Origin of the sequence: Pseudomonas sp. TMW22089 (assembly GCF_022496645.1) — a bacterium.
Classification (GTDB): Bacteria; Pseudomonadota; Gammaproteobacteria; order Pseudomonadales; family Pseudomonadaceae; genus Aquipseudomonas; species Aquipseudomonas paraversuta.
The window spans coordinates 484,650-504,982 of the sequence record NZ_SCFG01000001.1 but is presented as its reverse complement, the minus strand read 5'-3'; the positions used below and the strand labels follow the sequence as shown (position 1 = coordinate 504,982).

The 20,333-nt window shown below is 58.8% G+C and carries 21 protein-coding genes; 11 read left to right on the top strand and 10 right to left on the bottom strand.

What is annotated here, in order from left to right:
- Positions 1 to 47 precede the first annotated feature (47 nt).
- A complete protein-coding gene (locus EQV90_RS02255; RefSeq protein WP_003439303.1) occupies positions 48 to 377 on the bottom strand; it encodes a metalloregulator ArsR/SmtB family transcription factor in 330 nt (109 codons plus the stop codon).
- A 92-nt stretch (positions 378 to 469) separates the two neighbouring features.
- Between EQV90_RS02255 and EQV90_RS02250 the strand changes: the two genes are divergently transcribed.
- Entirely contained in the window at positions 470 to 1,333 is an 864-nt protein-coding gene (locus EQV90_RS02250; RefSeq protein ID WP_003439302.1) for an MBL fold metallo-hydrolase, read from the top strand.
- An 86-nt stretch (positions 1,334 to 1,419) separates the two neighbouring features.
- Here EQV90_RS02250 and EQV90_RS02245 read toward each other — a convergent pair whose 3' ends face one another.
- Together EQV90_RS02245 and EQV90_RS02240 are read right to left on the bottom strand one after the other, a co-directional pair.
- Positions 1,420 to 2,313 carry a PA4780 family RIO1-like protein kinase gene (locus tag EQV90_RS02245; RefSeq protein ID WP_003439301.1) on the bottom strand — a complete coding sequence of 298 codons (894 nt, stop codon included), beginning with the start codon at positions 2,311 to 2,313 and terminating at the stop codon, positions 1,420 to 1,422.
- Between the two features lie 270 nt (positions 2,314 to 2,583).
- Positions 2,584 to 3,375, bottom strand: a complete 792-nt coding sequence (locus EQV90_RS02240; protein WP_003439300.1) for a helix-turn-helix transcriptional regulator — start codon at positions 3,373 to 3,375, stop codon at positions 2,584 to 2,586.
- Positions 3,376 to 3,457: 82 nt separating this feature from the next.
- Here EQV90_RS02240 and EQV90_RS02235 point away from each other — a divergent pair, with 82 nt between their 5' ends.
- A complete protein-coding gene (locus EQV90_RS02235) occupies positions 3,458 to 4,486 on the top strand; it encodes a bile acid:sodium symporter family protein (RefSeq protein ID WP_240877702.1) in 1,029 nt (342 codons plus the stop codon).
- 48 nt (positions 4,487 to 4,534) lie between these two features.
- Here the strand turns inward: EQV90_RS02235 and EQV90_RS02230 are convergent, their stop codons facing one another.
- Positions 4,535 to 5,809: an acetyl-CoA C-acetyltransferase gene (locus EQV90_RS02230; RefSeq protein ID WP_003439295.1), complete on the bottom strand. Its 1,275-nt coding sequence runs from the start codon at positions 5,807 to 5,809 to the stop codon at positions 4,535 to 4,537.
- 122 nt (positions 5,810 to 5,931) lie between these two features.
- Here EQV90_RS02230 and EQV90_RS02225 point away from each other — a divergent pair, with 122 nt between their 5' ends.
- The 7 genes from EQV90_RS02225 to EQV90_RS02195 all read left to right on the top strand — a co-directional run bounded on the left by EQV90_RS02225 (position 5,932) and on the right by EQV90_RS02195 (position 12,764).
- The gene (locus tag EQV90_RS02225; protein WP_003439294.1) at positions 5,932 to 7,284 is read left to right on the top strand and encodes a 3-oxoacyl-ACP reductase; all 1,353 of its coding nucleotides are present in this window, start codon (positions 5,932 to 5,934) and stop codon (positions 7,282 to 7,284) included.
- 3 nt (positions 7,285 to 7,287) lie between these two features.
- On the top strand, positions 7,288 to 8,142 hold the full coding sequence (locus tag EQV90_RS02220) for a MaoC/PaaZ C-terminal domain-containing protein (RefSeq protein WP_240877701.1): 855 nt from the start codon (positions 7,288 to 7,290) through the stop codon (positions 8,140 to 8,142).
- 96 nt (positions 8,143 to 8,238) lie between these two features.
- Positions 8,239 to 8,544 carry a MazG-like family protein gene (locus tag EQV90_RS02215; RefSeq protein WP_003439290.1) on the top strand — a complete coding sequence of 102 codons (306 nt, stop codon included), beginning with the start codon at positions 8,239 to 8,241 and terminating at the stop codon, positions 8,542 to 8,544.
- Positions 8,541 to 9,290, top strand: a complete 750-nt coding sequence (locus EQV90_RS02210; protein ID WP_003439288.1) for a methyltransferase domain-containing protein — start codon at positions 8,541 to 8,543, stop codon at positions 9,288 to 9,290. Before EQV90_RS02215 ends, EQV90_RS02210 begins: the two co-directional genes overlap by 4 nt.
- Positions 9,291 to 9,312: 22 nt before the next feature.
- Positions 9,313 to 9,927, top strand: a complete 615-nt coding sequence (locus EQV90_RS02205) for a DUF4136 domain-containing protein (RefSeq protein ID WP_240877700.1) — start codon at positions 9,313 to 9,315, stop codon at positions 9,925 to 9,927.
- Between the two features lie 28 nt (positions 9,928 to 9,955).
- The gene (locus EQV90_RS02200) at positions 9,956 to 10,540 is read left to right on the top strand and encodes a DUF4136 domain-containing protein (RefSeq protein ID WP_003439285.1); all 585 of its coding nucleotides are present in this window, start codon (positions 9,956 to 9,958) and stop codon (positions 10,538 to 10,540) included.
- A gap of 241 nt (positions 10,541 to 10,781) precedes the next feature.
- Positions 10,782 to 12,764, top strand: coding sequence for a pilus assembly protein TadG-related protein (locus EQV90_RS02195; protein ID WP_240877699.1), 1,983 nt, complete (start codon positions 10,782 to 10,784; stop codon positions 12,762 to 12,764).
- 95 nt (positions 12,765 to 12,859) lie between these two features.
- Here the strand turns inward: EQV90_RS02195 and EQV90_RS02190 are convergent, their stop codons facing one another.
- Both EQV90_RS02190 and EQV90_RS02185 read right to left on the bottom strand, forming a co-directional pair.
- Entirely contained in the window at positions 12,860 to 15,616 is a 2,757-nt protein-coding gene (locus tag EQV90_RS02190; RefSeq protein ID WP_240877698.1) for an ATP-binding protein, read from the bottom strand.
- Entirely contained in the window at positions 15,613 to 16,056 is a 444-nt protein-coding gene (locus tag EQV90_RS02185; protein ID WP_010656221.1) for a TadE/TadG family type IV pilus assembly protein, read from the bottom strand. Before EQV90_RS02185 ends, EQV90_RS02190 begins: the two co-directional genes overlap by 4 nt.
- A gap of 70 nt (positions 16,057 to 16,126) precedes the next feature.
- Here EQV90_RS02185 and EQV90_RS02180 point away from each other — a divergent pair, with 70 nt between their 5' ends.
- A complete protein-coding gene (locus EQV90_RS02180; protein ID WP_127195758.1) occupies positions 16,127 to 16,609 on the top strand; it encodes a prepilin peptidase in 483 nt (160 codons plus the stop codon).
- A 108-nt stretch (positions 16,610 to 16,717) separates the two neighbouring features.
- Positions 16,718 to 17,506: a response regulator transcription factor gene (locus tag EQV90_RS02175; RefSeq protein WP_240877708.1), complete on the top strand. Its 789-nt coding sequence runs from the start codon at positions 16,718 to 16,720 to the stop codon at positions 17,504 to 17,506.
- Between the two features lie 64 nt (positions 17,507 to 17,570).
- Here the strand turns inward: EQV90_RS02175 and EQV90_RS02170 are convergent, their stop codons facing one another.
- The 4 genes from EQV90_RS02170 to EQV90_RS02155 are packed head-to-tail and all read right to left on the bottom strand — an operon-like array spanning position 17,571 to position 20,332.
- Positions 17,571 to 17,837 carry a DUF3613 domain-containing protein gene (locus tag EQV90_RS02170; RefSeq protein ID WP_003439272.1) on the bottom strand — a complete coding sequence of 89 codons (267 nt, stop codon included), beginning with the start codon at positions 17,835 to 17,837 and terminating at the stop codon, positions 17,571 to 17,573.
- A gap of 17 nt (positions 17,838 to 17,854) precedes the next feature.
- Positions 17,855 to 18,547 (bottom strand): tetratricopeptide repeat protein, encoded by a 693-nt coding sequence (locus EQV90_RS02165; RefSeq protein WP_127195757.1) that lies wholly within the window; start codon positions 18,545 to 18,547, stop codon positions 17,855 to 17,857.
- Positions 18,548 to 18,561: 14 nt separating this feature from the next.
- Positions 18,562 to 19,446 carry a type II secretion system F family protein gene (locus tag EQV90_RS02160; protein WP_003439262.1) on the bottom strand — a complete coding sequence of 295 codons (885 nt, stop codon included), beginning with the start codon at positions 19,444 to 19,446 and terminating at the stop codon, positions 18,562 to 18,564.
- 1 nt (position 19,447) lies between these two features.
- Positions 19,448 to 20,332, bottom strand: a complete 885-nt coding sequence (locus EQV90_RS02155) for a type II secretion system F family protein (RefSeq protein WP_010656223.1) — start codon at positions 20,330 to 20,332, stop codon at positions 19,448 to 19,450.
- Position 20,333: the final 1 nt, after the last annotated feature.

The following is a 20,333-nucleotide window of genomic DNA, read 5'->3' as shown; positions in this document are numbered from 1 at the left end:
CACTCCAGGCACAACAAAAATGAATGGAATAGGCAGGTGAGTAACCGTCACTTTTTAAGCGCTTGCCCACAGTACAAGCCTGACAGGGTTTGCATCACCGAGACCACTTCGAAGCTGGCGAGCGAGTAGAAAATATACTTCCCCATGCGACGGGTATTGACCATGCCTTCATCACGCAACACCCCGAGTTGCTGCGACAGCGTTGGCTGCCTGATGCCCGTCAGCGCCTCAAGCTCGCCGACATTGCGTTCGCCCTGGGTCAGTTGGCAAAGCAGCAGCAGCCGGTCTTCGTTGGCCAGGGCTTTGAGTAGCGTGCAGGCTTTGGACGCAGAGTCGCGCAGAAGTCCGATTTCTTCGCTGGTTAGCTGAGCAGACATGGAAAGCTCCGGGACGTGATGATCGACAGTCTACGACCCGATAATATATGTTTCAATATATTGAGTATTTACTGATCCATGGGAGGACCTTCATGCACACCGAAATTCAAGGTTTCTTCGACGCCGTAACGTCGACCGTGAGCTACGTGGTCTATGAGGCTGACGGTGGCGAGTGCGCAATCATTGACCCGGTACTCGACTACGATGCCGCTGCCGGGCGTATCAGCACGACAGGCGCCGACACGATCGCCGCCTTCGTCCAGGCCCATGACCTGAAGGTGCAGTGGTTGCTGGAGACTCACGCCCATGCCGATCATCTGTCTGCCAGCGCCTACCTCAAGCGTACCCTGGGAGGCCGGATCGGCATCGGCGCGCCGATCACCCAGGTCCAGAGTGTGTTCCGTGACATCTACAACCTTGAGCCGGCATTCAAACTGGACGGTTCGCAGTTCGACCATTTGTTCCAGCCCGATGAGGAATTCCGCATTGGCCGCCTGCACGTACGGGCACTGCACGTGCCGGGCCACACCCCCGCCGACATGGCCTATCAGGTAGAACACAGCAACCTGTTTGTGGGCGACACCCTGTTCATGCCCGATGTCGGCACCGCCCGCTGCGACTTCCCCGGGGGCGATGCGCAACAGTTGTATCAATCGATCAGGCGGTTGCTGGCCCTGGCGCCAGAGACCCGACTATTCATGTGCCATGACTACCCGCCGGCAGGACGCGAAGCCACATGGTCAACCACCGTCGGCGAACAGCGCGCCAGCAATATCCATGTCAACGACAGCGTTGATCTGGCGGGTTTCGTCGACATGCGCACCGCACGCGACGCGACGCTCGGGGTTCCGGCACTCTTGATTCCGGCCATTCAGATCAACATTCGGGCCGGTAACCTGCCGCCCGCCGATGACAGCGGTTTGTGCAGTCTGAAGATTCCCCTGAACCGGTTTTAAACCAGCCCGCCCCCTCATCCGCTCCGGCAGGGTTTGGGCCGCGCCCATAAAAAATCCGGCCTGGGCCGGATTTTTTATTCATCGAATTACTGCATCCAGGGTGGAGGCGGCTCTTCGGCTTTGCTCGGTGGCGCATCGTCCGCAGCACGTACGGCCTGACGGAACGCTTCGTCCAGACGCGCAGCTTCAATCTCGCGCATCACACCGCCAACATCGGCCAGCTCGTCCGGCTCGTCAAACTCACCGGTCAGCACGCTGCCCGGGTGCAACGTAGCCGCTTCGTAAAGCGCCCACATTTCCTTGGCGTACTTGGTGGTCTTGAGCTCCGGGGCAAAACGTCCGAAGTAGGAAGCCATGTTGCCCACGTCACGCTCCAGCATGCTGAACGCGTGGTTGTTGCCCGCAGCATCGACCGCTTGCGGCAGGTCGATGATTACCGGCCCGGTAGGCGTCAGCAATACGTTGAATTCGGACAAGTCACCGTGGACCAGACCGGTGCACAACATCAGCACTATCTGTTGAATCAGAAACCCGTGGAACTCGCGGGCCTGATCCGGCTCCAGCACCACGTCATTCAGACGCGGCGCAGCATCACCGTACTCATCGGCCACCAGCTCCATCAACAGCACGCCTTCCAGGAAGTCGTACGGCTTGGGAACCCGGACTCCGGCACCCGCCAAACGGAACAGTGCTGCCACTTCGGCATTCTGCCAGGCATCTTCGGTTTCTTTACGACCGAACTTCGAGCCCTTGGCCATCGCTCGGGCCTGACGGCTGTTGCGAACCTTGCGACCCTCCTGATATTCGGCGGCCTGGCGAAAACTACGTTTGTTAGCCTCCTTATAAACCTTGGCGCATCGCAGCTCATTGCCGCAGCGGACTACGTACACAGCTGCTTCTTTGCCACTCATGAGTGGGCGCAGCACCTCGTCGATCAGACCGTCTTCGATCAGGGGTTCTAAGCGTTTTGGAGTCTTCATCAGCTTTTATTGTGGGTCCTTTATTACCAAACACGCGAATGTCACTCGTTATACGGCAATCCACTCACCACGGGGAGAGGGGGGCCGTGTTAAGAGTCGCTTGTGTGCACTCCATGTGCCAACAAATCCGGAAAGTCGCTTCCTGCGCCAGCCGTCCCGAATGATAGACGAGCGCAAACTTTAGAGCATCGTCTAATCCAACCAGCGGTCATGCCGCCCCCGCCGGGAGCGCTTTTGCCCTTTGCAGGAGCATCCCGCATAACGGGCGAATCAATGCCTGAACAACTCCCCCGGGGTAAAACCGAACATTTTTTTGAATGCAGCAATAAAGGCCGACGTCGAGTCATAGCCACAGGACAACGCGGCGCCCGTCACACTGCCACCCTCCTCCAGCACCCTGAGCGAGGACAGCAAACGCATGCGCTGACGCCAACGGCGAAAACTCATCCCGGTTTCACGGGCAAACAAACGCATCAGGGTTTTCTGCGAAGTTCCCAGGCGCTCAGCCCACAGGCTCAGGCTGACCTCGGCATCCGGGCATGCGATCAGCTCATTGCACAGGCCCAGCAACCGCACATGCCGGGGCAATGGCAGCGAGAAGCCGACCTGATTCAAGGCCGCCAGTTGATCAAGCAACACCTGCACCAGGCGCTGCTCGGGGCTGCCGCCTTCGGGGTACTCCACCGGCAATTCGCAGAAGTGCTTGATCAACTCCCGCGCCAGCGGCGTTACCTCCAGGACCCGGCAATGCTCGGGCGCCCACAGGCAATCCTGCCGGCGTATATACAGACTGCGCATTTCAGCCCGGGTCGAGGTCACTACCTCATGCTCCAGCCCTGCCGGTATCCAGATCCCCCACTGCGGCGGGGCAAAGAAACTGCCTTCATCCGTGTGCACCCCCAGCACGCCACTGATCGCGTACGAAAACTGCACCCAGTCATGCCGGTGACGCGGCGTCCACGAACCTGCCCCCAGACTTTCGGCACGGGCATACAGCGGCCGCGGCAAAACATCGAGCACCGGAATGGCACGCTGGGCGCTAGCTTGTCCGTTTGGCGGCATTGGTTGGCCTTATATCGCAAGACGTCAGATAAATCCGACGTTAGGCTAAGTCATCATTTCTTACAATATCGCGGTGCCCGGAATGCCTGTGCTCAAACATCTCAAACGAATGTTCACCGACTGGTTTCTGTGCGGGATGCTGCTAGCGACATTTCTGGCCTATGTATTCCCCCATTTCGGCAGCACCGGCGGCGCCATGCATGCCGAGTGGGTGATCAATATCGGCGTGTTCCTGGTGTTTTTCCTGCACGGGGTCAATCTGTCCAGTGAACAGATCAGCCACGGCCTGAAAAACATTCGCCTGCACTTCATGGTGCAAGGCTTCACCTTTATTGCCTTTCCGCTGATCTGGGTGGTGGCCAACAAACTGTTGGGCGCCCATATCCCGCCCTTGCTGATGCTGGGGTTCTTCTACCTGTGCGCGTTGCCCTCGACCATTTCATCCTCCGTGGCACTCACCGGGAGCGCGGGCGGCAACGTGCCGGCAGCGATTCTCAATGCCAGCCTGTCCAGCGTTCTGGGGATATTCCTGACCCCGTTACTGGTCAGCTTTGTGGTCGGCAGCGGCGCCGGCGGGATCGATCTGGGCTCAACCTTGCTCGATCTGTGCGCCATGCTGTTATTGCCACTGGTATTGGGCCAACTACTGCGCCCGCTGATTGGACGCTTCTTCGCCCGCCACAAGCGCTATACCAACATCGCCGACAAAGTGGTGATTCTGCTGCTGGTGTACGCCGCGTTCTGCAACTCGATGGTCTCCGGCATGTGGCAACAACAGGGTACTTCGGTGATATTCAGCGCCCTGGCCGGCAGTGCGCTATTGCTCGCGGTTATCCTGTGGCTGACCACCCGCACCGCCCGCGCCCTGAAATTCAGCACTGCAGATGAAATTGCCGCCGTGTTCTGCGCCAGCAAAAAATCCCTGGCCGCCGGCGCCCCCATGGCAGCGCTGATCTTTGGAGCCAACCCGGGGCTGGGCCTGATTCTGCTGCCGATCATGATCTACCACCCGCTGCAACTGATCGTCTGCTCGGTGATGGCTGAAAGCTACGCCACCCGTAACCGAGAACAAGCCGCCGCTCAAAACCAGACCATCGCGCCCGCCCGCTAACCTGCACAATGTTCCGGGAGCTGGCTTGCCAGCTCCACTGGGTTCGGCTCAGCGCTCAATAATTGCCGTCACCCCCTGGCCGCCTGCGGCGCAAATCGAGATCAGGCCCCGGCCTTTGCCGGCGGTGGCGAGCAGCTTGGACATGTTGGTGAGGATCCGTCCGCCCGTCGCGGCAAACGGATGCCCCGCTGCCAGTGAACTGCCCTTGACGTTGAGCTTGCTGCGATCAATAGAACCCAGCGGGGCATCAAGGCCAAGCCGGGTTTTGCAATAGTCTGCGTCTTCCCAGGCCTTCAGGGTACAGAGCACCTGTGCCGCAAAGGCCTCATGAATTTCGTAGTAGTCAAAGTCCTGCAATGTCAGACCATTGCGCGCCAGCAGTCGTGGGACGGCATACACCGGGGCCATCAGCAAACCCTCCGCGCCATGCACAAAATCCACCGCTGCCGTTTCGCCGTCGCGAAAATACGCCAGAATCGGCAGACCACGTGCCCTGGCCCACTCTTCACTGGCCAATAACACCACAGAAGCGCCGTCGGTCAGCGGTGTCGAGTTGCCGGCCGTCAGCGTGCCCTTGGCGCTTCGCTCGAATACCGGTTTAAGGGCCGCCAGCTTCTCCAGGGTCAGGTCCGGACGCAGATTGTTATCGCGGCTCAAGCCCAGAAACGGCGTAATCAAATCGTCTTCCCAGCCCGCGTGATAGGCCGCCGTCAATGCCTGGTGACTGTGCAGGGCCAGCTCATCCTGCTCGATGCGGGGGATGTTCCAGGTTTGCGCCATCAGCTCGCAGTGCTGGCCCATCGACAGCCCGGTACGCGGTTCACCGTTACGCGGAAACTCGGGCTTCAAAAAGTGCGGCCGTAATTGCAGCAAGGTTTTGAACTTGTCCACAGGTGCCTTGGTGCGATTGAACTGCAGCAGCCATTTACGCAGCCCGTCATTCAGGCCGATCGGAGCGTCAGATGTGGTGTCGACGCCACCGGCAATCGCGCATTCGATCTGCCCCAAGGCAATTTTATTGGCCACCAGCAATGCAGCTTCAAGGCCCGTGCCGCAGGCCTGCTGCACGTCATAGGCCGGGGTTTGCGGCGACAGCCGGGAGCCCAGCACGCACTCGCGGGTCAGGCTGAAGTCTCGGGAATCCTTGAGCACCGCCCCGGCCACCACCTCCCCCATCCGTAGCCCGTGCAAGCTGTACCGCTCGATCAGACCTTCCAGAGCGGCGGTCAGCATGTCCTGATTACTGGCATTCGCATAAGGCCCATTGGAACGGGCAAACGGGATTCGGTTACCGCCAATAATGGCTACACGACGCAGACTCATACGATTCACCCTATTCTCTTACGGTCAATGTTCGTAACAAGCGTAGGTCTTATCGCTGATAACGAACGACCCACCCGTGTTTGTGGTCAACCCTTTGAACCCAATCTGTCGGAGAGTGTTCCATGTCAGACCGTTATATCGACTTCGTCAACTCATCCCTCGGCCAGCGTCTGGTCGGCGCGTTGGGGCTGCCGTCACCGGTGCGACTGGAACGCTGGCAGGCTGGACGGCTACGCCCCATCGAGGGGCCGCTCTTGATTGGCGGCGGTAGCCTGGCCGCAGAGGTCAACAGCTTTGCCGCCAAACTGACCGACGCTGTATTCAGTTACGGGCCTGACCCCCTGGTCGCCACACCCTGGATTCCAGGTACCGGCCCCAAACTCAAGGCGGTGGTGTTCGACGCCAGCGAGCTCTTGCACACCGACCAACTCAAACAGTTGCGCGAGTTCTTTCAGCCCTTGCTGCGCAGCCTTGAGCACAGTGCCCATCTGCTTATTTTGGGCCGGGCGCCTGAAACATTGAGCGATCCATTCGCTGCCAGTGCCCAGCGCGCCCTTGAAGGCTTCAGTCGCTCACTGGCCAAGGAGTTGCGCAACGGCGGCACCTTGCAGCTGCTGTATGTCGGCCAGGGTGCCGAAGACCAGCTTGAAGGCGCCCTGCGGTTCTTCCTGTCACCCAAAAGTGCTTATGTCAGCGGTCAGGTCATACGCCTTGGCACCTGCGCCACCCGGGTTCAGGACTGGACCCGGCCGCTGGCAGGACGCAAGGCACTGGTCACCGGCGCCGCCCGTGGCATTGGCGCGTCCATTGCCGAAACCCTGGCCAGGGACGGCGCCGAAGTGATCCTGCTGGATGTACCACCGGCCAAGACTGACCTCGACGCCTTGGCTGCACGCCTGGACGGACGCAGTATCACTCTGGATATATGTGCCGCTGACGCCGCCGCCCAACTTATCCAGCAGTTGCCGGACGGCATCGACATCGTGGTGCATAACGCCGGCATCACCCGTGACAAAACCCTGGCCAACATGACCCCCGAATTCTGGGACGCAGTGCTCGCGGTCAACCTCAACGCACCGCAAGTGCTGACCAAAGCCCTGCTCGACAGCGGCACCCTGCGCGATAACGGCCGGGTCATTTTGCTCGCCTCCATCAGCGGCATTGCCGGCAATCGCGGCCAGACCAACTACGCCGCCAGCAAAGCCGGGCTGATTGGCCTGGCGCAGGCCTGGGCGCCGCTGCTGAGTGAGCGCGGCATCAGCATCAATGCCGTGGCGCCGGGGTTTATCGAAACCCAAATGACCGCCCACATTCCGTTTGCCCTGCGCGAAGCAGGCCGGCGCATGAGCTCGCTGGGCCAGGGTGGCCTGCCCCAGGACGTTGCCGAAGCCGTAGCCTGGCTCAGCCAGCCGGGTTCGGGGGCCGTCAGCGGGCAAGCGCTGCGGGTATGCGGTCAAAGTATTCTGGGGGCATAAACCATGAGCGTGAATTGGCTGGATCTCGGTAACCCGCCGCATTTACCCGCGCTGTACGCCCATGCGGCGGCCAAACGTAAAATCACCGGCAACACCCTGCCAGAACAGGGTTTGCGCTGCTGGGTAGAGGTCCAGGCCAAACCGCTGGCCGCGTTCCGTGACATCTGCGCACTGGCGCCAGGGCCGCTGCTGCCGCCGACCTACCCCCATGTTCTGGCGTTCGGTCTGCAAATGCAGTTGCTGACCGACAAGAGCTTTCCCTTCCCCCTGCTGGGCTTGATTCACCTGACCAATCGCATTCGCGTGTTGCGCCCGATGGGCGGGGTAACGCAATTGCGCATCGGGGTATTTGTCCACAACCTGCAAAAACACGCCAAGGGCGCCACCTTCGATGTGGTCACCCAGGTTGACGACTTGATCGGGCCATTGTGGGAGGCCGACAGCACCTTGCTGTGCAAAGGCGTCGAGCTGCCGGGCGACGTAGCTCAACCCGGTGCACAGCAGCCGGTGGCGATGAACGAACTGACCCGCTGGTTCGCCCCGGCCAATATCGGCCGCCGCTATGCCAGGGTCTCGGGCGACTACAACCCCATTCACCTGAGTGCCGCCAGCGCCAGACTGTTCGGCCTTCCCAGCGCCATCGCCCATGGTTTGTGGCTCGAGGCCCGGGCCCTGGCGGCCCTCGACTCGCACCTGCCCAAGGCCAACGTCGAGATCAGCGTGGCCTTCAAAAAACCGGTACGTCTGCCCAGTGAAGTGATCCTGCTCAGTTGCGCGGCGGGCTCCAGCGGCGACTTCCAGCTCAACGGCCACGGCGATCTGCTGCACATGTCCGGCAACTGGCGGCCGATCAGCTAGCGCCCACAGGGTATAGCCACCGGCTAGTAGCGCCTTTCACTTGCGCCAACTTCTGTTCGGCCGCAAGCTTTGCGCCTTCTGGAGAGCACACCCTCGATGAACCTCGACGAACTGACCAAACGCCTGCACCGCATCCGCGATAACAATCACTGGAAACAGTTCCACAGCCCGAAAAACCTGGCCATGGCGGCCAGTGTTGAAATGGCCGAGCTGGTGGAGATTTTTCAGTGGCTGAGTGAAGACCAATCGCGCCAGCTCCCCGCCGACCAACTGGCCCACGCCGGGCAGGAGGTGGGGGACATCGTGCTGTACTTGCTGTTGCTGTGCAGCGAACTCGGACTGGACATGAACGAAGTGGTGCGCAACAAACTGGCCGACAGCGAAAGGCGTTTCAGCAAATGAGTGACCGTCACTTCGATCAACTGGCGACCCGCTTCGCCGAAAAAATCTACGGTGGCGCCAAGGGTGCCATTCGTCTGGCCGTACTTCAGGCCGATCTTACAGAGTCACTGCCCGCCCGCCCCCTGCGCGTGCTGGATATCGGCGCCGGGCTGGGCCATATGTCGCTATGGCTGGCCCAGCAGGGGCACGACGTAACCCTGGCCGAGCCGGCAGCGCCCATGCTCGAAGGTGCGCGCCAGCGCTTTGCCGACGCGGGCCAGAACGGCACGTTCATTCAGGCGCCGTGGCAAGAGCTGCTGGGCCAGCTGACCGAGCCTTACGACCTGGTGTTGTGTCATGCGGTGCTGGAATGGCTGGCCGAACCCCACGCCATTCTGCCCGTACTGCACCAGCTCACGGCCAGGGACGGCTGGCTGTCGCTGGCGTTCTACAACCGCGACGCGCTGATCTATCGCAACCTGCTCAAAGGCCACTTCCGCAAAATGCGCAAGAACGATATGGCCGGCGAAAAACAAAGCCTCACCCCGCAACAACCCCTGGACCCACGGGAACTGGCCACTGCGCTCGAAGGCTTGTGGCAGGTCGAAACCCAAAGCGGTGTGCGGGTATTTCACGACTACATGCCCGTGGAGTTCCAGGCCCGCGCCGAGCTGCAAGCGCTGGTAGAAATGGAGCTGGCCCACCGTCGCCACCCAGCCTTTGCCGGGTTGGGACGTTATCTGCATTGGGTGTGCCGCCCGGTTTGAACCGCCCGTTCGGGAGAACAACATGTATCGCCGTTTCGCCTTAGTTGTCTTGAGCCTCGGGCTGGTGGCTTGCCAGAGCCCGAACCCTTATACCCCGAGTGCACTGCCGATGCCGCCCGCTCCGGCCCAGACAGCCAACACCCTGGACTTGAGCGCCTACCCTGCGCCTCCACGGGATTACGGGCGCTATCAAAGCTGGGCCTGGCTCAATGGCCGCCTGCCGGCCGGCACGGCCTGGGCTGACCCGGCACAAATCGCCGAGGCGGTGAATAACGCCCTCGACCAGCGCGGCTTGCGCCCTACCCAGCCGGGTCGCCCGGCAGACTTGTGGGTGAGCGCTGATTTACATACAGAAAAACGTCTGCGTCAGGTGCAGGACGACTATGGTTATGGAGCCGGTTACGGCAACAGTTATGGCCGTTACGGCAATCAGTACGGGATGTACAACTCGTTCCCCGTGGTACGCACCTACGAAGTTGAAGTCATGGTGGTGCGACTCAATTTCTACGACGGCAAAACCGGTCAACCCGTATGGAGTTCAAGTGCAGAAACCAGCAGCAAAGGCAGCCTGAGCGAACGTAGTGACGCCCTGCGCGAATCACTGAAAAAGGCAGTGCAGGCTTACCCACCTCAGTAAGTTTGAATGTTGAAGCGGAGATATCATCATGCTACGTCGCATTGCACTATTGGGCCTGGCCCTGCTGCTCAGCGCCTGCGAGTCCATGCAGGTCACCAGCGACTACAACCCTTCTGTCGATTTTGCCAGGTTTCAGACCTGGGCCTGGAAAGACCCGGCGCTGCAATACCAGCCCAATAGCCTGATGCTAAAAAGCGACCTGACCGAGCAACGGATCATGCAGGCCGTGAGCAGTGGCCTCGACCAGCGTGGCCTGCGCCCTGTGACGGCGGGCAACAAGCCGGACCTGCTGGTGCAAACCTATCTGATCGTGGCCAACCGCCAGGAACAAATTGTCACCAACTACGGCTATGGCGGCCCATGGGGCGGACCTTGGGGCTATGCCGGTGGCCCGTGGGAAGGTTACTGGGGCGCACCGATGTACAACGAAACCCGTAATGTGGTTTATCAGGTGGGCACCCTGCAAATCGACTTGATCGATGCCAAAGACGGCAGACTGGTATGGCGTGGCAGCGCAGAAAAAATCGTCGACAACAGCCCGACCCCTGCCGAGCGCAGCGCTGCCATCCATGAAGCGGTGAATAAAATTCTCGGCAACTATCCGCCCAAGTAAGGTTTGAGGCGTATCATTAATAACTTGCTCGCGATGTATACAAGTAAGAATGGATTAATACTTTCGCGAGCAAGTTAGCTGCTACACGTTTTATCTCTTCAGATATCAATGACTTTTGCACAGTTGTTCACATCACTCATATAAAACTGGCAACTGGCCAGCGCTTCGTCGACTTTTTGGCTACACTCGGTAAACTTTGGAGAGTTAGCGCTGGACCATGTTCCAGTATCAGGAGTGCTCGATGTCTCCCCGTCTAAGTGGTATCCGTTTTTCTGGCCCCCGACAGCAGCGCGGCGCAATCGGCTTGATGGCCGTAGTCGTCCTCGGCATGGTGCTGATTTTCATGTTGTTGGTGGTCGACAGCGGACGGCTTTACCTGGAGCAACGCAAATTGCAACGGGTGGCGGACATGGCGGTGCTGGAGACAATCAGCCGGGGAGGCTCGTGCGTGACCGGTACCGCACTGACCTACGCCAAGGACAGTGCAACCCGCAACAGCTTTATACCCGGGCCTGTTCAGCAAGTAAGCACCACCTGCGGCACCCTGGTGACGGGAAGCGACAACCTGCGCACTTTCAAGGCAGACAACAGCCAAACCGAGGCCATCCGCGTTATCGCCACCACCACCGTCCCCACCAGTGTCGCCGGCGGGTTGTGGAGCATGTTTTCCACGGGCAAGTTTAATTTCGATACCCATTTAACTGCGAGTGCAGTGGGGGCTGCACCAAAGGGGTTACTGGCTCAACTTACGATTCGCAGCACTGCCGTTAACATTGACTCTGCAAAATCCCAGGTACTTAACGCACTATGGGGCGGGCTGCTGGGAGGCTCGCTCAATCTAAGCGCTGCGGGCTGGCAAGGTCTGGTCGACAGCAAGATCAACTTGCTGAGTTATCTGGATCAGTTAGCCATTGATTTAAACATCAATGCCGGCAGTTATACCGATGTCTTGAACACTAAAATACAACTCACAAAACTTATCGACACGGCCATTAAAGTGCTGACACTTAATGGCAATACTACCAGCGTGGCCGTTGACGGGCTCCTCGGACTTAAAGCTGCGGTGGGCAGTATTCAGGTCAAACTGGCCGATATATTGAAACTGCAAACGGGTACAAGTGGCGCGGGGCTGGACACCAACTTGAATGTCTTCCAGTTAGTGGAGGCTTTTGTCCAGCTCGCCAACATCAATAATGGCGTAGTGGCTACCGTCCCGCTGAACGTTCCGGGCGTGATCAATGGCGTGGTGAAATTAAAAGTCATCGAGCCACCTCAGCTTTCAGCCATTGGTGATCCGGCAAAGGCCAACCCTACCGATCCTGCGTCCCGGATCTACGTGCGTACTGCACAACTGCGGGCGGGGGTAAGCATCAGCCTGCCAGTGCTCGATACCCCGGCAGTCTCGTTCGTTCTCAATAACCTGGTCGGCCCCCTGACCAATACGCTGAACAGTTTACTAAGCCTCAATCTGGCTGCCACCCTTGAGTCGGTCCTGTGTCTGGTGATACTTCCTTGCAAGCAAACCGATCTCAAAGTACTCCCTGCCCCCAGGATCGACATTATCCTTGAGCTCGCCAGCGCCAACTCCTATGTCACTGATTACTCATGCCCCAGTACGACCACAAAAAGCCTGACTGTCGCGAACAATGCAGCCCTGGTAAAGGTCAAGTTCGGAAGTATTGACAACATGACCAATGCCTTGTCTTCAACCGGCGATGTCACCATCAAGCCATTGCCCATCGTTGATATTGGTTCCGTCACCTGCTCGGGGCTGGTTCTATTCAAAGTATGCGACCCTAAAACCCGGATACCTTTTTATGGTGGCGGGATTGGTCTAATGGTAGACACCAGTATTGGCAGCCTTACCGCTCCCTACCAGACCCATACTTACAATCAACCACCCGAAGTAAAACAGGAGCCGCTTTTTTTCACCGTAGAAGCAAAAGATCTGGTGGGCACGCTTAAAACCACGCTGCAAGGTATAAAGCTGGCGGTCTATAGACCCACAGGCACCAGCACCCTGGGCAATCTGCTCGAGGGTATCGGCAATATATTGAACGGTTTAATTACGGCCATCAGTAATATCATCGGTACTTTGCTTAGCCCGATTGTCGACCCGCTTTTAAACAACATCCTTAATGTGCTGGGGATAACCATCGACAAGGTCGACATTGGCGCCAACCTCTCCTGCGGCCAGGGCGGACGCGCCCAACTGGTGCTCTGACCCGCAACACCTGTAGCCGCTACGGGAAACAAAGCTGCGATGGGCAACCAAGCCCATCACATCTTCTGTCGCACCTCGTCAGCGGCGGCTGGCCTCTAGCCTTCTGACACCGGCAACTCCACGCAAAACCGGGCCCCGGTTGCGCTGTTGCTCACGCTCAACCGCCCGCCCATGCTGTCGATAATGCCGTAGCTCACCGACAAGCCCAGGCCAGTGCCAATGCCGACGGGCTTGGTGGTAAAGAACGGTTCGAAGATGCGCTCCAGCAAACGCGGGTCGATACCGTCGCCGTTATCCTGGACCCAAAGGCGTACATGGCTGCTGTCTGCTTCGGCGCTCAGGGTTATCAGGGGCTGGAAGTCGTGGTCCGTCTCGCGTTTGCTCAACAAGGCGTCACGCCCATTGACCAGCAGGTTGATCAGCACTTGCTCCAGCTGATCAGAGTGGCCGCGCACCTGCACGCTACACACCAGCTCTTCAGTGCGAACTTCGACCCCTTTGCTACGCAGGCCTTCGCCCAGCAAGGCCAAAGTGCCTTCCAGTGCCTGCACCGGGTTGAATACTTGCTGCTCGATTTCGGAGCGCCGGCCGAACACCCGCATATGGTCCACCACCCGCGCAGCACGCTGGATTTGCGAATCGATGCGGGTGAGTTTTTCCGTCAGGTAATCAATCTGCACATCGCCGTTACCCAGGCGCTTGAGCACGTTGACGATCGCCATGCGCATCACATTCAGCGGCTGGTTGATCTCATGGGCCAGGCCGGTGGCCATTTCGCCGAGGGTGGCCATCTTCGCGCCATGGGTCAGTTGCTGTTGTGAGCGCCGTACTTCGGTGTTGTCGCGACCTACCGCCTGGATTTCGAGCAACTGGCCCTGGGCATCGAACACCCCGCGATCCGACCAGACCCACCACGCGTGTTCACGCCCGGGCAGTTGCAGGCTGATTTCAGCCGTGCTGACCGGAAACTCCGGGCTCAAGCTGGCAATCCGCCGGGCAAATAACTGACGCTGCTCCGATGAGAGCCAATCCCCCAGGCTGATCCCCGGCAATTGCTCCGGGGTGCATTCCAGATAAGTGGCCAGTGGCCGGTTGCCGAAAGTCAGGGTCAGGTCCGGCAAGTAGCGGCAAATCATCGCCGGGGAATCTTCGACCAGTATCCGGTAACGCTCCTCGCTGTGCTTGACCCGATCGGCCGCTTCGGTGGTCTCGGTGATATCCAGCCATAAACCCACCGCCTCGACGGGCAGCCCCAGGTCATCGCGTAATAGTTTGGCCTCATCCAGCAACCAGTGATACTCGCCACTGCGGTCGCGCAGGCGATAGCGGCTGCGGCTGCTGCCTTGGCGCAGCAGCTGGCGGGTACGTTCAAAATACTGCTCGCGGTCGTCGGGGTGAATCTTCTCGATCAAGGCGCCGCCTGCGCAGTCGTCCAGACTCCAGCCCAGCAAAGGCTGCAAGCTGTCGCTGAAGAAAGCGGGGAGCAAGGCGCCTTCGTCGTAGCGCTGTACGTAAATCACCGCGGGCGAGCTGGCAATCAGGTTGTCCAGTCGCGCATGGGCGGCAGCGGCTTGCAGTTGCTGGTTTTTAATGTCGCTGATATCGAGCATGTAACCCACTATGCGCCGACCTGCGCCAGCCCCCAGCACCTGGCCCTGTATCCGGTACCACCGCGCAGGCTGCCCGCCCTGGGGTTGATGCACCCGCGCGCACAACAGCAATGCTTTGCCGTGCTCCAGCAGCGCATTGAAACCGCTGCTGATTTCATCCCGGTCCGCTGGGTGAAACAGCGCCAGCCACGCCTCGCGGGTCAATGCCGCAGGCTCCAGCTCGGGCAACAGACTGGCGCTCAATTGTGCTGCCAGCTGAATCTGCCGGGAAGGCTGCAACCACTCCCACCAGCCCGTACCCAGCAGCTCTTGCAGCGCGACCATGCGCTCCTGTTGCGCAGTGTGCTGCTGATCGCGCAGACGGTCCTGCAAAGGCCCGGCCATCGCCGCACACACCAGCAACCAGTCGCTGTCACTCATCAACCGGCGCTGCTGCGCCGCCGGGTAAAAACCCAGCAGCAACCAAACAGACTGCCCGCGTTGATCACGGTATGGCACCAACAAACCGTCGGCATTGCCAAACAGGCTGTTGAGCAAAGGGGTACGGCTCCTCTCAAGATCCGCATTTATGTGCCGGGGCGCTGTTGCGTCAAGATCATCGAGAACCTCGCCAACGGTCTGCCCGGACGTCCACAACAGCGGCGCATCAAAAGCGTGATAAGCACTGTAAAGACGCCAGCCGAGGGCGGTATCACTGCGCACGGCCAGCGCCACGCAGGGCACACGCCACTGCTGGGCCACACACCGCAGGGCTTCATGGATCACTTCAGGCAGGCGGGCAGCGCTGCACTGGCGCAGCTGCTGAGTGATGCTGAGGGCCAGTTGCATGCATTGTTCGCGGCTGCCGGCTTGCTGACTGTGGCGCCGTAAATCGCTGATATCCAGCAACTGCAACAGCCAGTGATCGCCCTGGGGCTGCACCCAGCCCCGGGTGTTCAGCACGTTCAGGCCCGGCCCTTGAAAGTCCAGATCAAGGCTGTGCCCGGTCCAGTCTGCCGGCACACCTTCAAGGGCCTGAGTGCTGCCCGGCACCAGATAGTCCAGCAACAGACGCGGCGTTCCTTCACCTGTAGCCAGCCCCAGGCCAAAGCGCTGCAGACCATGGGCGTCAATCACCCGCCCCTGCGGATCGAGCACCAGCTGTATGCCAGCATCGGTTCGCCACTGCAGGCCAGGGGATTCGGGCGCCTGCTCGCCGAAGCCGCCGAGCAGGCGCCCGAAGAATCGTTCACCGTGAATCAAAATTTCATACTCGATGTCACCGTCAAGGAGCTCGGCAGATCAGGTACGGTAATAGTTCCAAATTTAAGTACCGGCATGATGCTGCGCAACGCAACGGACGGCAGACTGACAGTCGCAGTCAGTACCCCTTTGGTGGCGTCATAAGTTGCAGTTTTGACCAGGCTTGTAGCCACGGTTTTAGGGACCCAGCTCAGTTTGTCGTTCAGCACGCTGGTGGCCAATGCCTCAACCGTGGATTTATAAGTCGCCGCCGTCAGCGAAGGATCGACCGCCACACTGCGGCGCACCGCCTCGGCGGTGGCGTTATTGAATGACTGCATCAGCAACAACGGCAAGCTGTAACTTAGTACGCCATAAAGCACCGCAAAAAAAACAACAAATACCAGCGCGAACTCAATGGCAGCGGCGCCTTTTTGTTTTTTAGGAAGGCCTGTTTTCATGACTGCGTCCACCCTGTCAATCTAAAGTAATATCATCATAGAATCATTGGTAAAAAGGGATGTTAATTACGTGATCCATTTATCCGTTGTGTTTGTTTGGTTCTTCGCCTGCGCCACCCAAGACCTTATCCAGCGCCAGATTGCCAATATCCTGACCTTTGGGGGTGCGGCGCTGGCGTTGTTGTATCTGCTCTGGACGGGTAGCACCTGGCTTGGCGCCAGCGCCGGTGAAGGCGGCTGGGCGCTATTGATCGCTTTGTTACTGACACTTCCCGGCTATGCCCTGAACAAGCTGGGCGCCGGTGATGTAAAGCTGCTGATTGCCCTGGCACTGGCAACCGACCGTCTGACAATTTTAGGTACCGTGATCGGCGCCAGTTTATGTACTGCCCTGTGGTGGCTGCTAGCGTCAAAAATTCTGCCTGTTGTGAATCAACGATTTAAGTCAGACGCCAATAACGACAAAACCGCACTGTCAAAAAAACTTCCGTACGCACCCTTCTTGTTAGGTGGTTTCACCCTGACAGTGATGTTACTGCCATCGTCAGTTTGAGGGATTAACACCTTGTACATAGTCGTAAAGTAGGTCTACGTTTAAACCAGACACCTCAAGCGGGTGCCCAAGATGTCGATGCAAGATGTCCATGATTGGTTTACCAGGATGGAGAACCGTGTGAAAACACCAACGTTCAAAATAAAAATACTCGTCGTCGATGATGAACCATTAATTGTCGAAGAGCTATGCGAGTTCCTGGAAAGCAGCGGCTATGGTTGCGTACCTTGCCAATCCAGTCGTGATGCCATAAGTGCTTTCACCGCCGACTCGAATATCAACCTGGTGCTGTGCGACTTGCACATGCCCGACATGGATGGAATCGAACTCACTCAACACTTGCAAAAAGTTGCCGGAAAACAGCGCGCCTTTGAAAGCATTTTATTGACTGGTCGTTCAGATAAAAAAGACGTGATCAAAGCGCTGCGTATTGGCATCGCCGATTACTATCAAAAGCCCGTCGATCTAAGTGAGTTACTTGAAGGTATTCAGCGTCAGGAAGAAATTCTTCGCGAACAGCACAAGAGTTACCAGTTGGGGCATCTGAACCAGAAGTTGCAATATCTGGCCGAGTCCATCGACGACCTCTATCAAGATATGGCAGCAGCTCGCCGCCCCTCCCAAATAACGTCTCCATCTTCGGGCGACAGTTCCGGGGTTCAGATCCCCTCCATTTTCAAACAACTGTCGCCACGCCAACTGGACGTTGCCAAGCTGGTGAGCAAAGGCCAGACCAACTACCAGATCGCCTGTGATCTGGGCATTACCGAAAACACCGTAAAACTCTACGTGTCGCAAGTGCTGCGCCTGACCCACATGAACAACCGCACCCAACTGGCCCTTGTCCTGTCCCCCAACTCCTCCGGCCAACACCATCGGCAGATGGTTGACGGCTGATCAGTTATCCAGGCTATGCCCCCCTGTCCCGCACTGGATGGAACAGGGGCCTGAACCACATTGATCAATCCGACTTGCCGCTACCGCCTTCATCCTGTTTGTAATACTCAGGAATAGGGTGGGTGTAGCTGTCCAGCCAGCGTTGCAGGCTGAGCTCGCGCTCTTGCGGGGTGGCTGTCTGGGGGATCGGTGACTGGGCACGGCCACTGACCTGAAGCTGCAGCCAGTTTTCGGTGTCCTGCTGGGCTCTGGACACAGGTCCCGGCCCGATGGCAAAGGCGCCAAGCGGCAGCACGGCCAACAACACACCGACTCGAATATAAAGACTCATGGCACACCTCCAACGCATTATTTGATCGCAGCCACTTGATTGCTGGCTGTCTTGGCTTGGGTTTTCAGGGCTTGCGCCCTGGCCTGGGCATCACCCACTTGCGCAGGGGTCAATTCGGCACGGTTCGCAAGTTCTGCGGCCTGGTTCCACTGATCCTGATAAATCAGCAAGGTCACCAGGTTCAGCGCCGCCAGCGAATCCGTCTGCTTGAGCTCCAGAGCGGTCAAAAACTCAAAGCGCGCTTCGTCTAGGCGCAGTTGATTGAGATACACCACCCCCAGGTCGTTACGCACCTTGTCATCGGTCGGTGCCATGCGTGCCGCACGCTCCAGATAAGTGGTCGCCAGCGCGTTATCACCCCGCCCTGCTGCCAGCTGACCCAGGCCATGCTCACCTTCGGCCGCCAGACAGGAGCCCAGCAACCCGCGATACAAAGGCTCGGCTTCACTGCGACCCAGTTGCCGGTAGATTCTGGCCTTGCGCAGTTGCACCTGGGCGTAACGCTCCGGCAGACCTTGCAGGTTGGCCAGGCTGGCGTGCAGCTTGCCCTCCTTGGCCATGTCGTCGGCCAGGCTCATCGACAGTTCCTGATCATCACTCAACTTGGCGCAACTGCTGCCGGTCAGACTCGACCACGGCGAATTACCCTGCCCCCCTGTCGCACAACCGCCCAACATCAGCAGCGCACACGCGGCAATGACAGCTTTCATACTCATACTCCTGATCAAGAGGTAAAGGCCCTTGCGATAGCCATCAAACTCGGCCCGGCCAATACAATCATCAGCGCCGGAAACAGAAACACCATCATGACCACCGACATCTTGGCCGACATTTTCGAGATGTATTCCTCCAGACTCGTCATGCGCCGGTCATCGAGCAGCTCTTTAAGCGCCTGCAACGATTTCATCGCCCCGCCGCCCTGTTGAATCAATTGCTGCAGGATCACGCAGGTGTCGTTGAATTCGTCCACATCCAGCAAGGCTGCGGTTTTGTTGAGCTCCTGGCTCAACTCCAGGCCCGAGTCCACCCTGGCCAGCATCACCCGCAACTCTGCAGTAAGCACCGGCAGCAACTGCCGCCCCTCCAGGCTCAACACCCGCAGCGCCTGCTCGACTGCCATGCCGGATTCAAACAGGATGCGCAGTAACGGAATGAAGGTTGAAACCTCCACCGCCACTTCTTGCTGCCGCTTTTTCGCCACGTAGGCCAACATTCGCTTGGGAATCAGATACCCCAGGGCAAGCGCAAACAGCAGTACAAGCATCAGATTTCCCGAACCGGGAAAGAACAATTCATGCCCCAGAAAGATCAGCCCGGCAAAGGCAACCGGAGTACCGATCTGGAACGCGGCAAACAATGACCGCTGACTGGCGGTGCGCCAGCCCACGCGGTTGAGCAGGACCTGGGTTTCGCTGTCCATCGAAACCGAGCGCTGGCCAAACTTGCTGCTGCCCACTGCCCGCATCCACAGGCTGAGTTTGCCGGGACCGGTCCTGTCACCCTCCAGACGCTGCATCACCCGCTGCTGGCTCAGCCGCTCCTGGATCACATGGTTAATTACCAGCCCCAGAGCGCCGATCAATAAAATCAAACAAATCAGCAAGGCCATGTCATACGCTCCGCACCATGCGCCACAGTCCCAGGCTACCGATAGCCTGCATTGCAAAGGCGGTGAGCAGCATGTGCTGACCGCTCGGATCCTGCCACACCTTGGTCAGGTAACTGGGGTTGGTGATCATGAAATAGCCCCCCACCAACAGTGGCAACACCGCCAGAACCACTGCCGTGATGCGGGTTTCACCGGTCAGGGCCTTGAGTTTCCGGGCACCTTGTTCACGCTCACGAATCAGCACAATCAGGTTTTCCAGCAACTCACTGGCGCTGCCGCCGTAGCGATGGTTGACCTTCAATCCGAGGGCAAACATGCGAAATTCATTGCGTTCATACAGCTCGGCAAAATCCTCCACCGCATCGGGCAGACTCACCCCCAGGTGCACGTTGCGCGCCACCCGGCTGATGGCGCTTTTAAGCGGATCATTCGACGCCTCAATCGCGTGCAGCACCGCATCGGACAAGGTGCGGCCCGCCTTCAGGCTGCGCACACAGTGATCAAGTAACTGCGGCAATTGTTCGACCATACGCCGCACCCGACGGTGGTATCGCCAGCTGACATAGAGTTTTAAAAGCAACGGCGGCAGCAGCAGCAACAGGAGGAAAAAACCCCAGCCGCCCATCAGCCCGGCCAACACTGCGACAGCGCCCCATATCGCCAACCACACCCCCAGACGTTCCGAAGGACGGCCCATACCGGCCTGCAAAAAGGCCCGGTCCAGCCATGCCACACTCAGAGGTGTTTCCAGCGGTCGCGGCTGGCCCTCACCCAAGCGGTCCAGCACCCTGTTGGTTGCCGGGTCTCGCAATGCGCGGTAGACCAGCGCCAATGACATCACGAACATCAAAAAGCTGATCAGAAAAAGTATCAAGGCCGGGATCATG

What these genes read in the sequence shown, in the direction of transcription:
- EQV90_RS02170 (WP_003439272.1), bottom strand. Translation starts at nt 17,837, where the DNA reads ATGAGTCTTTATATTCGAGTCGGTGTGTTGTTGGCCGTGCTGCCGCTT.
- EQV90_RS02210 (WP_003439288.1), top strand. Translation starts at nt 8,541, where the DNA reads ATGAGTGACCGTCACTTCGATCAACTGGCGACCCGCTTCGCCGAAAAA.
- EQV90_RS02240 (WP_003439300.1), bottom strand. Translation starts at nt 3,375, where the DNA reads ATGCCGCCAAACGGACAAGCTAGCGCCCAGCGTGCCATTCCGGTGCTC.
- EQV90_RS02185 (WP_010656221.1), bottom strand. Translation starts at nt 16,056, where the DNA reads ATGAAAACAGGCCTTCCTAAAAAACAAAAAGGCGCCGCTGCCATTGAG.
- EQV90_RS02235 (WP_240877702.1), top strand. Translation starts at nt 3,458, where the DNA reads ATGCCTGTGCTCAAACATCTCAAACGAATGTTCACCGACTGGTTTCTG.
- EQV90_RS02250 (WP_003439302.1), top strand. Translation starts at nt 470, where the DNA reads ATGCACACCGAAATTCAAGGTTTCTTCGACGCCGTAACGTCGACCGTG.
- EQV90_RS02220 (WP_240877701.1), top strand. Translation starts at nt 7,288, where the DNA reads ATGAGCGTGAATTGGCTGGATCTCGGTAACCCGCCGCATTTACCCGCG.
- EQV90_RS02155 (WP_010656223.1), bottom strand. Translation starts at nt 20,332, where the DNA reads ATGATCCCGGCCTTGATACTTTTTCTGATCAGCTTTTTGATGTTCGTG.
- EQV90_RS02215 (WP_003439290.1), top strand. Translation starts at nt 8,239, where the DNA reads ATGAACCTCGACGAACTGACCAAACGCCTGCACCGCATCCGCGATAAC.
- EQV90_RS02165 (WP_127195757.1), bottom strand. Translation starts at nt 18,547, where the DNA reads ATGAAAGCTGTCATTGCCGCGTGTGCGCTGCTGATGTTGGGCGGTTGT.
- EQV90_RS02205 (WP_240877700.1), top strand. Translation starts at nt 9,313, where the DNA reads ATGTATCGCCGTTTCGCCTTAGTTGTCTTGAGCCTCGGGCTGGTGGCT.
- EQV90_RS02160 (WP_003439262.1), bottom strand. Translation starts at nt 19,446, where the DNA reads ATGGCCTTGCTGATTTGTTTGATTTTATTGATCGGCGCTCTGGGGCTG.
- EQV90_RS02230 (WP_003439295.1), bottom strand. Translation starts at nt 5,809, where the DNA reads ATGAGTCTGCGTCGTGTAGCCATTATTGGCGGTAACCGAATCCCGTTT.
- EQV90_RS02255 (WP_003439303.1), bottom strand. Translation starts at nt 377, where the DNA reads ATGTCTGCTCAGCTAACCAGCGAAGAAATCGGACTTCTGCGCGACTCT.
- EQV90_RS02195 (WP_240877699.1), top strand. Translation starts at nt 10,782, where the DNA reads ATGTCTCCCCGTCTAAGTGGTATCCGTTTTTCTGGCCCCCGACAGCAG.
- EQV90_RS02225 (WP_003439294.1), top strand. Translation starts at nt 5,932, where the DNA reads ATGTCAGACCGTTATATCGACTTCGTCAACTCATCCCTCGGCCAGCGT.
- EQV90_RS02245 (WP_003439301.1), bottom strand. Translation starts at nt 2,313, where the DNA reads ATGAAGACTCCAAAACGCTTAGAACCCCTGATCGAAGACGGTCTGATC.
- EQV90_RS02175 (WP_240877708.1), top strand. Translation starts at nt 16,718, where the DNA reads ATGGAGAACCGTGTGAAAACACCAACGTTCAAAATAAAAATACTCGTC.
- EQV90_RS02200 (WP_003439285.1), top strand. Translation starts at nt 9,956, where the DNA reads ATGCTACGTCGCATTGCACTATTGGGCCTGGCCCTGCTGCTCAGCGCC.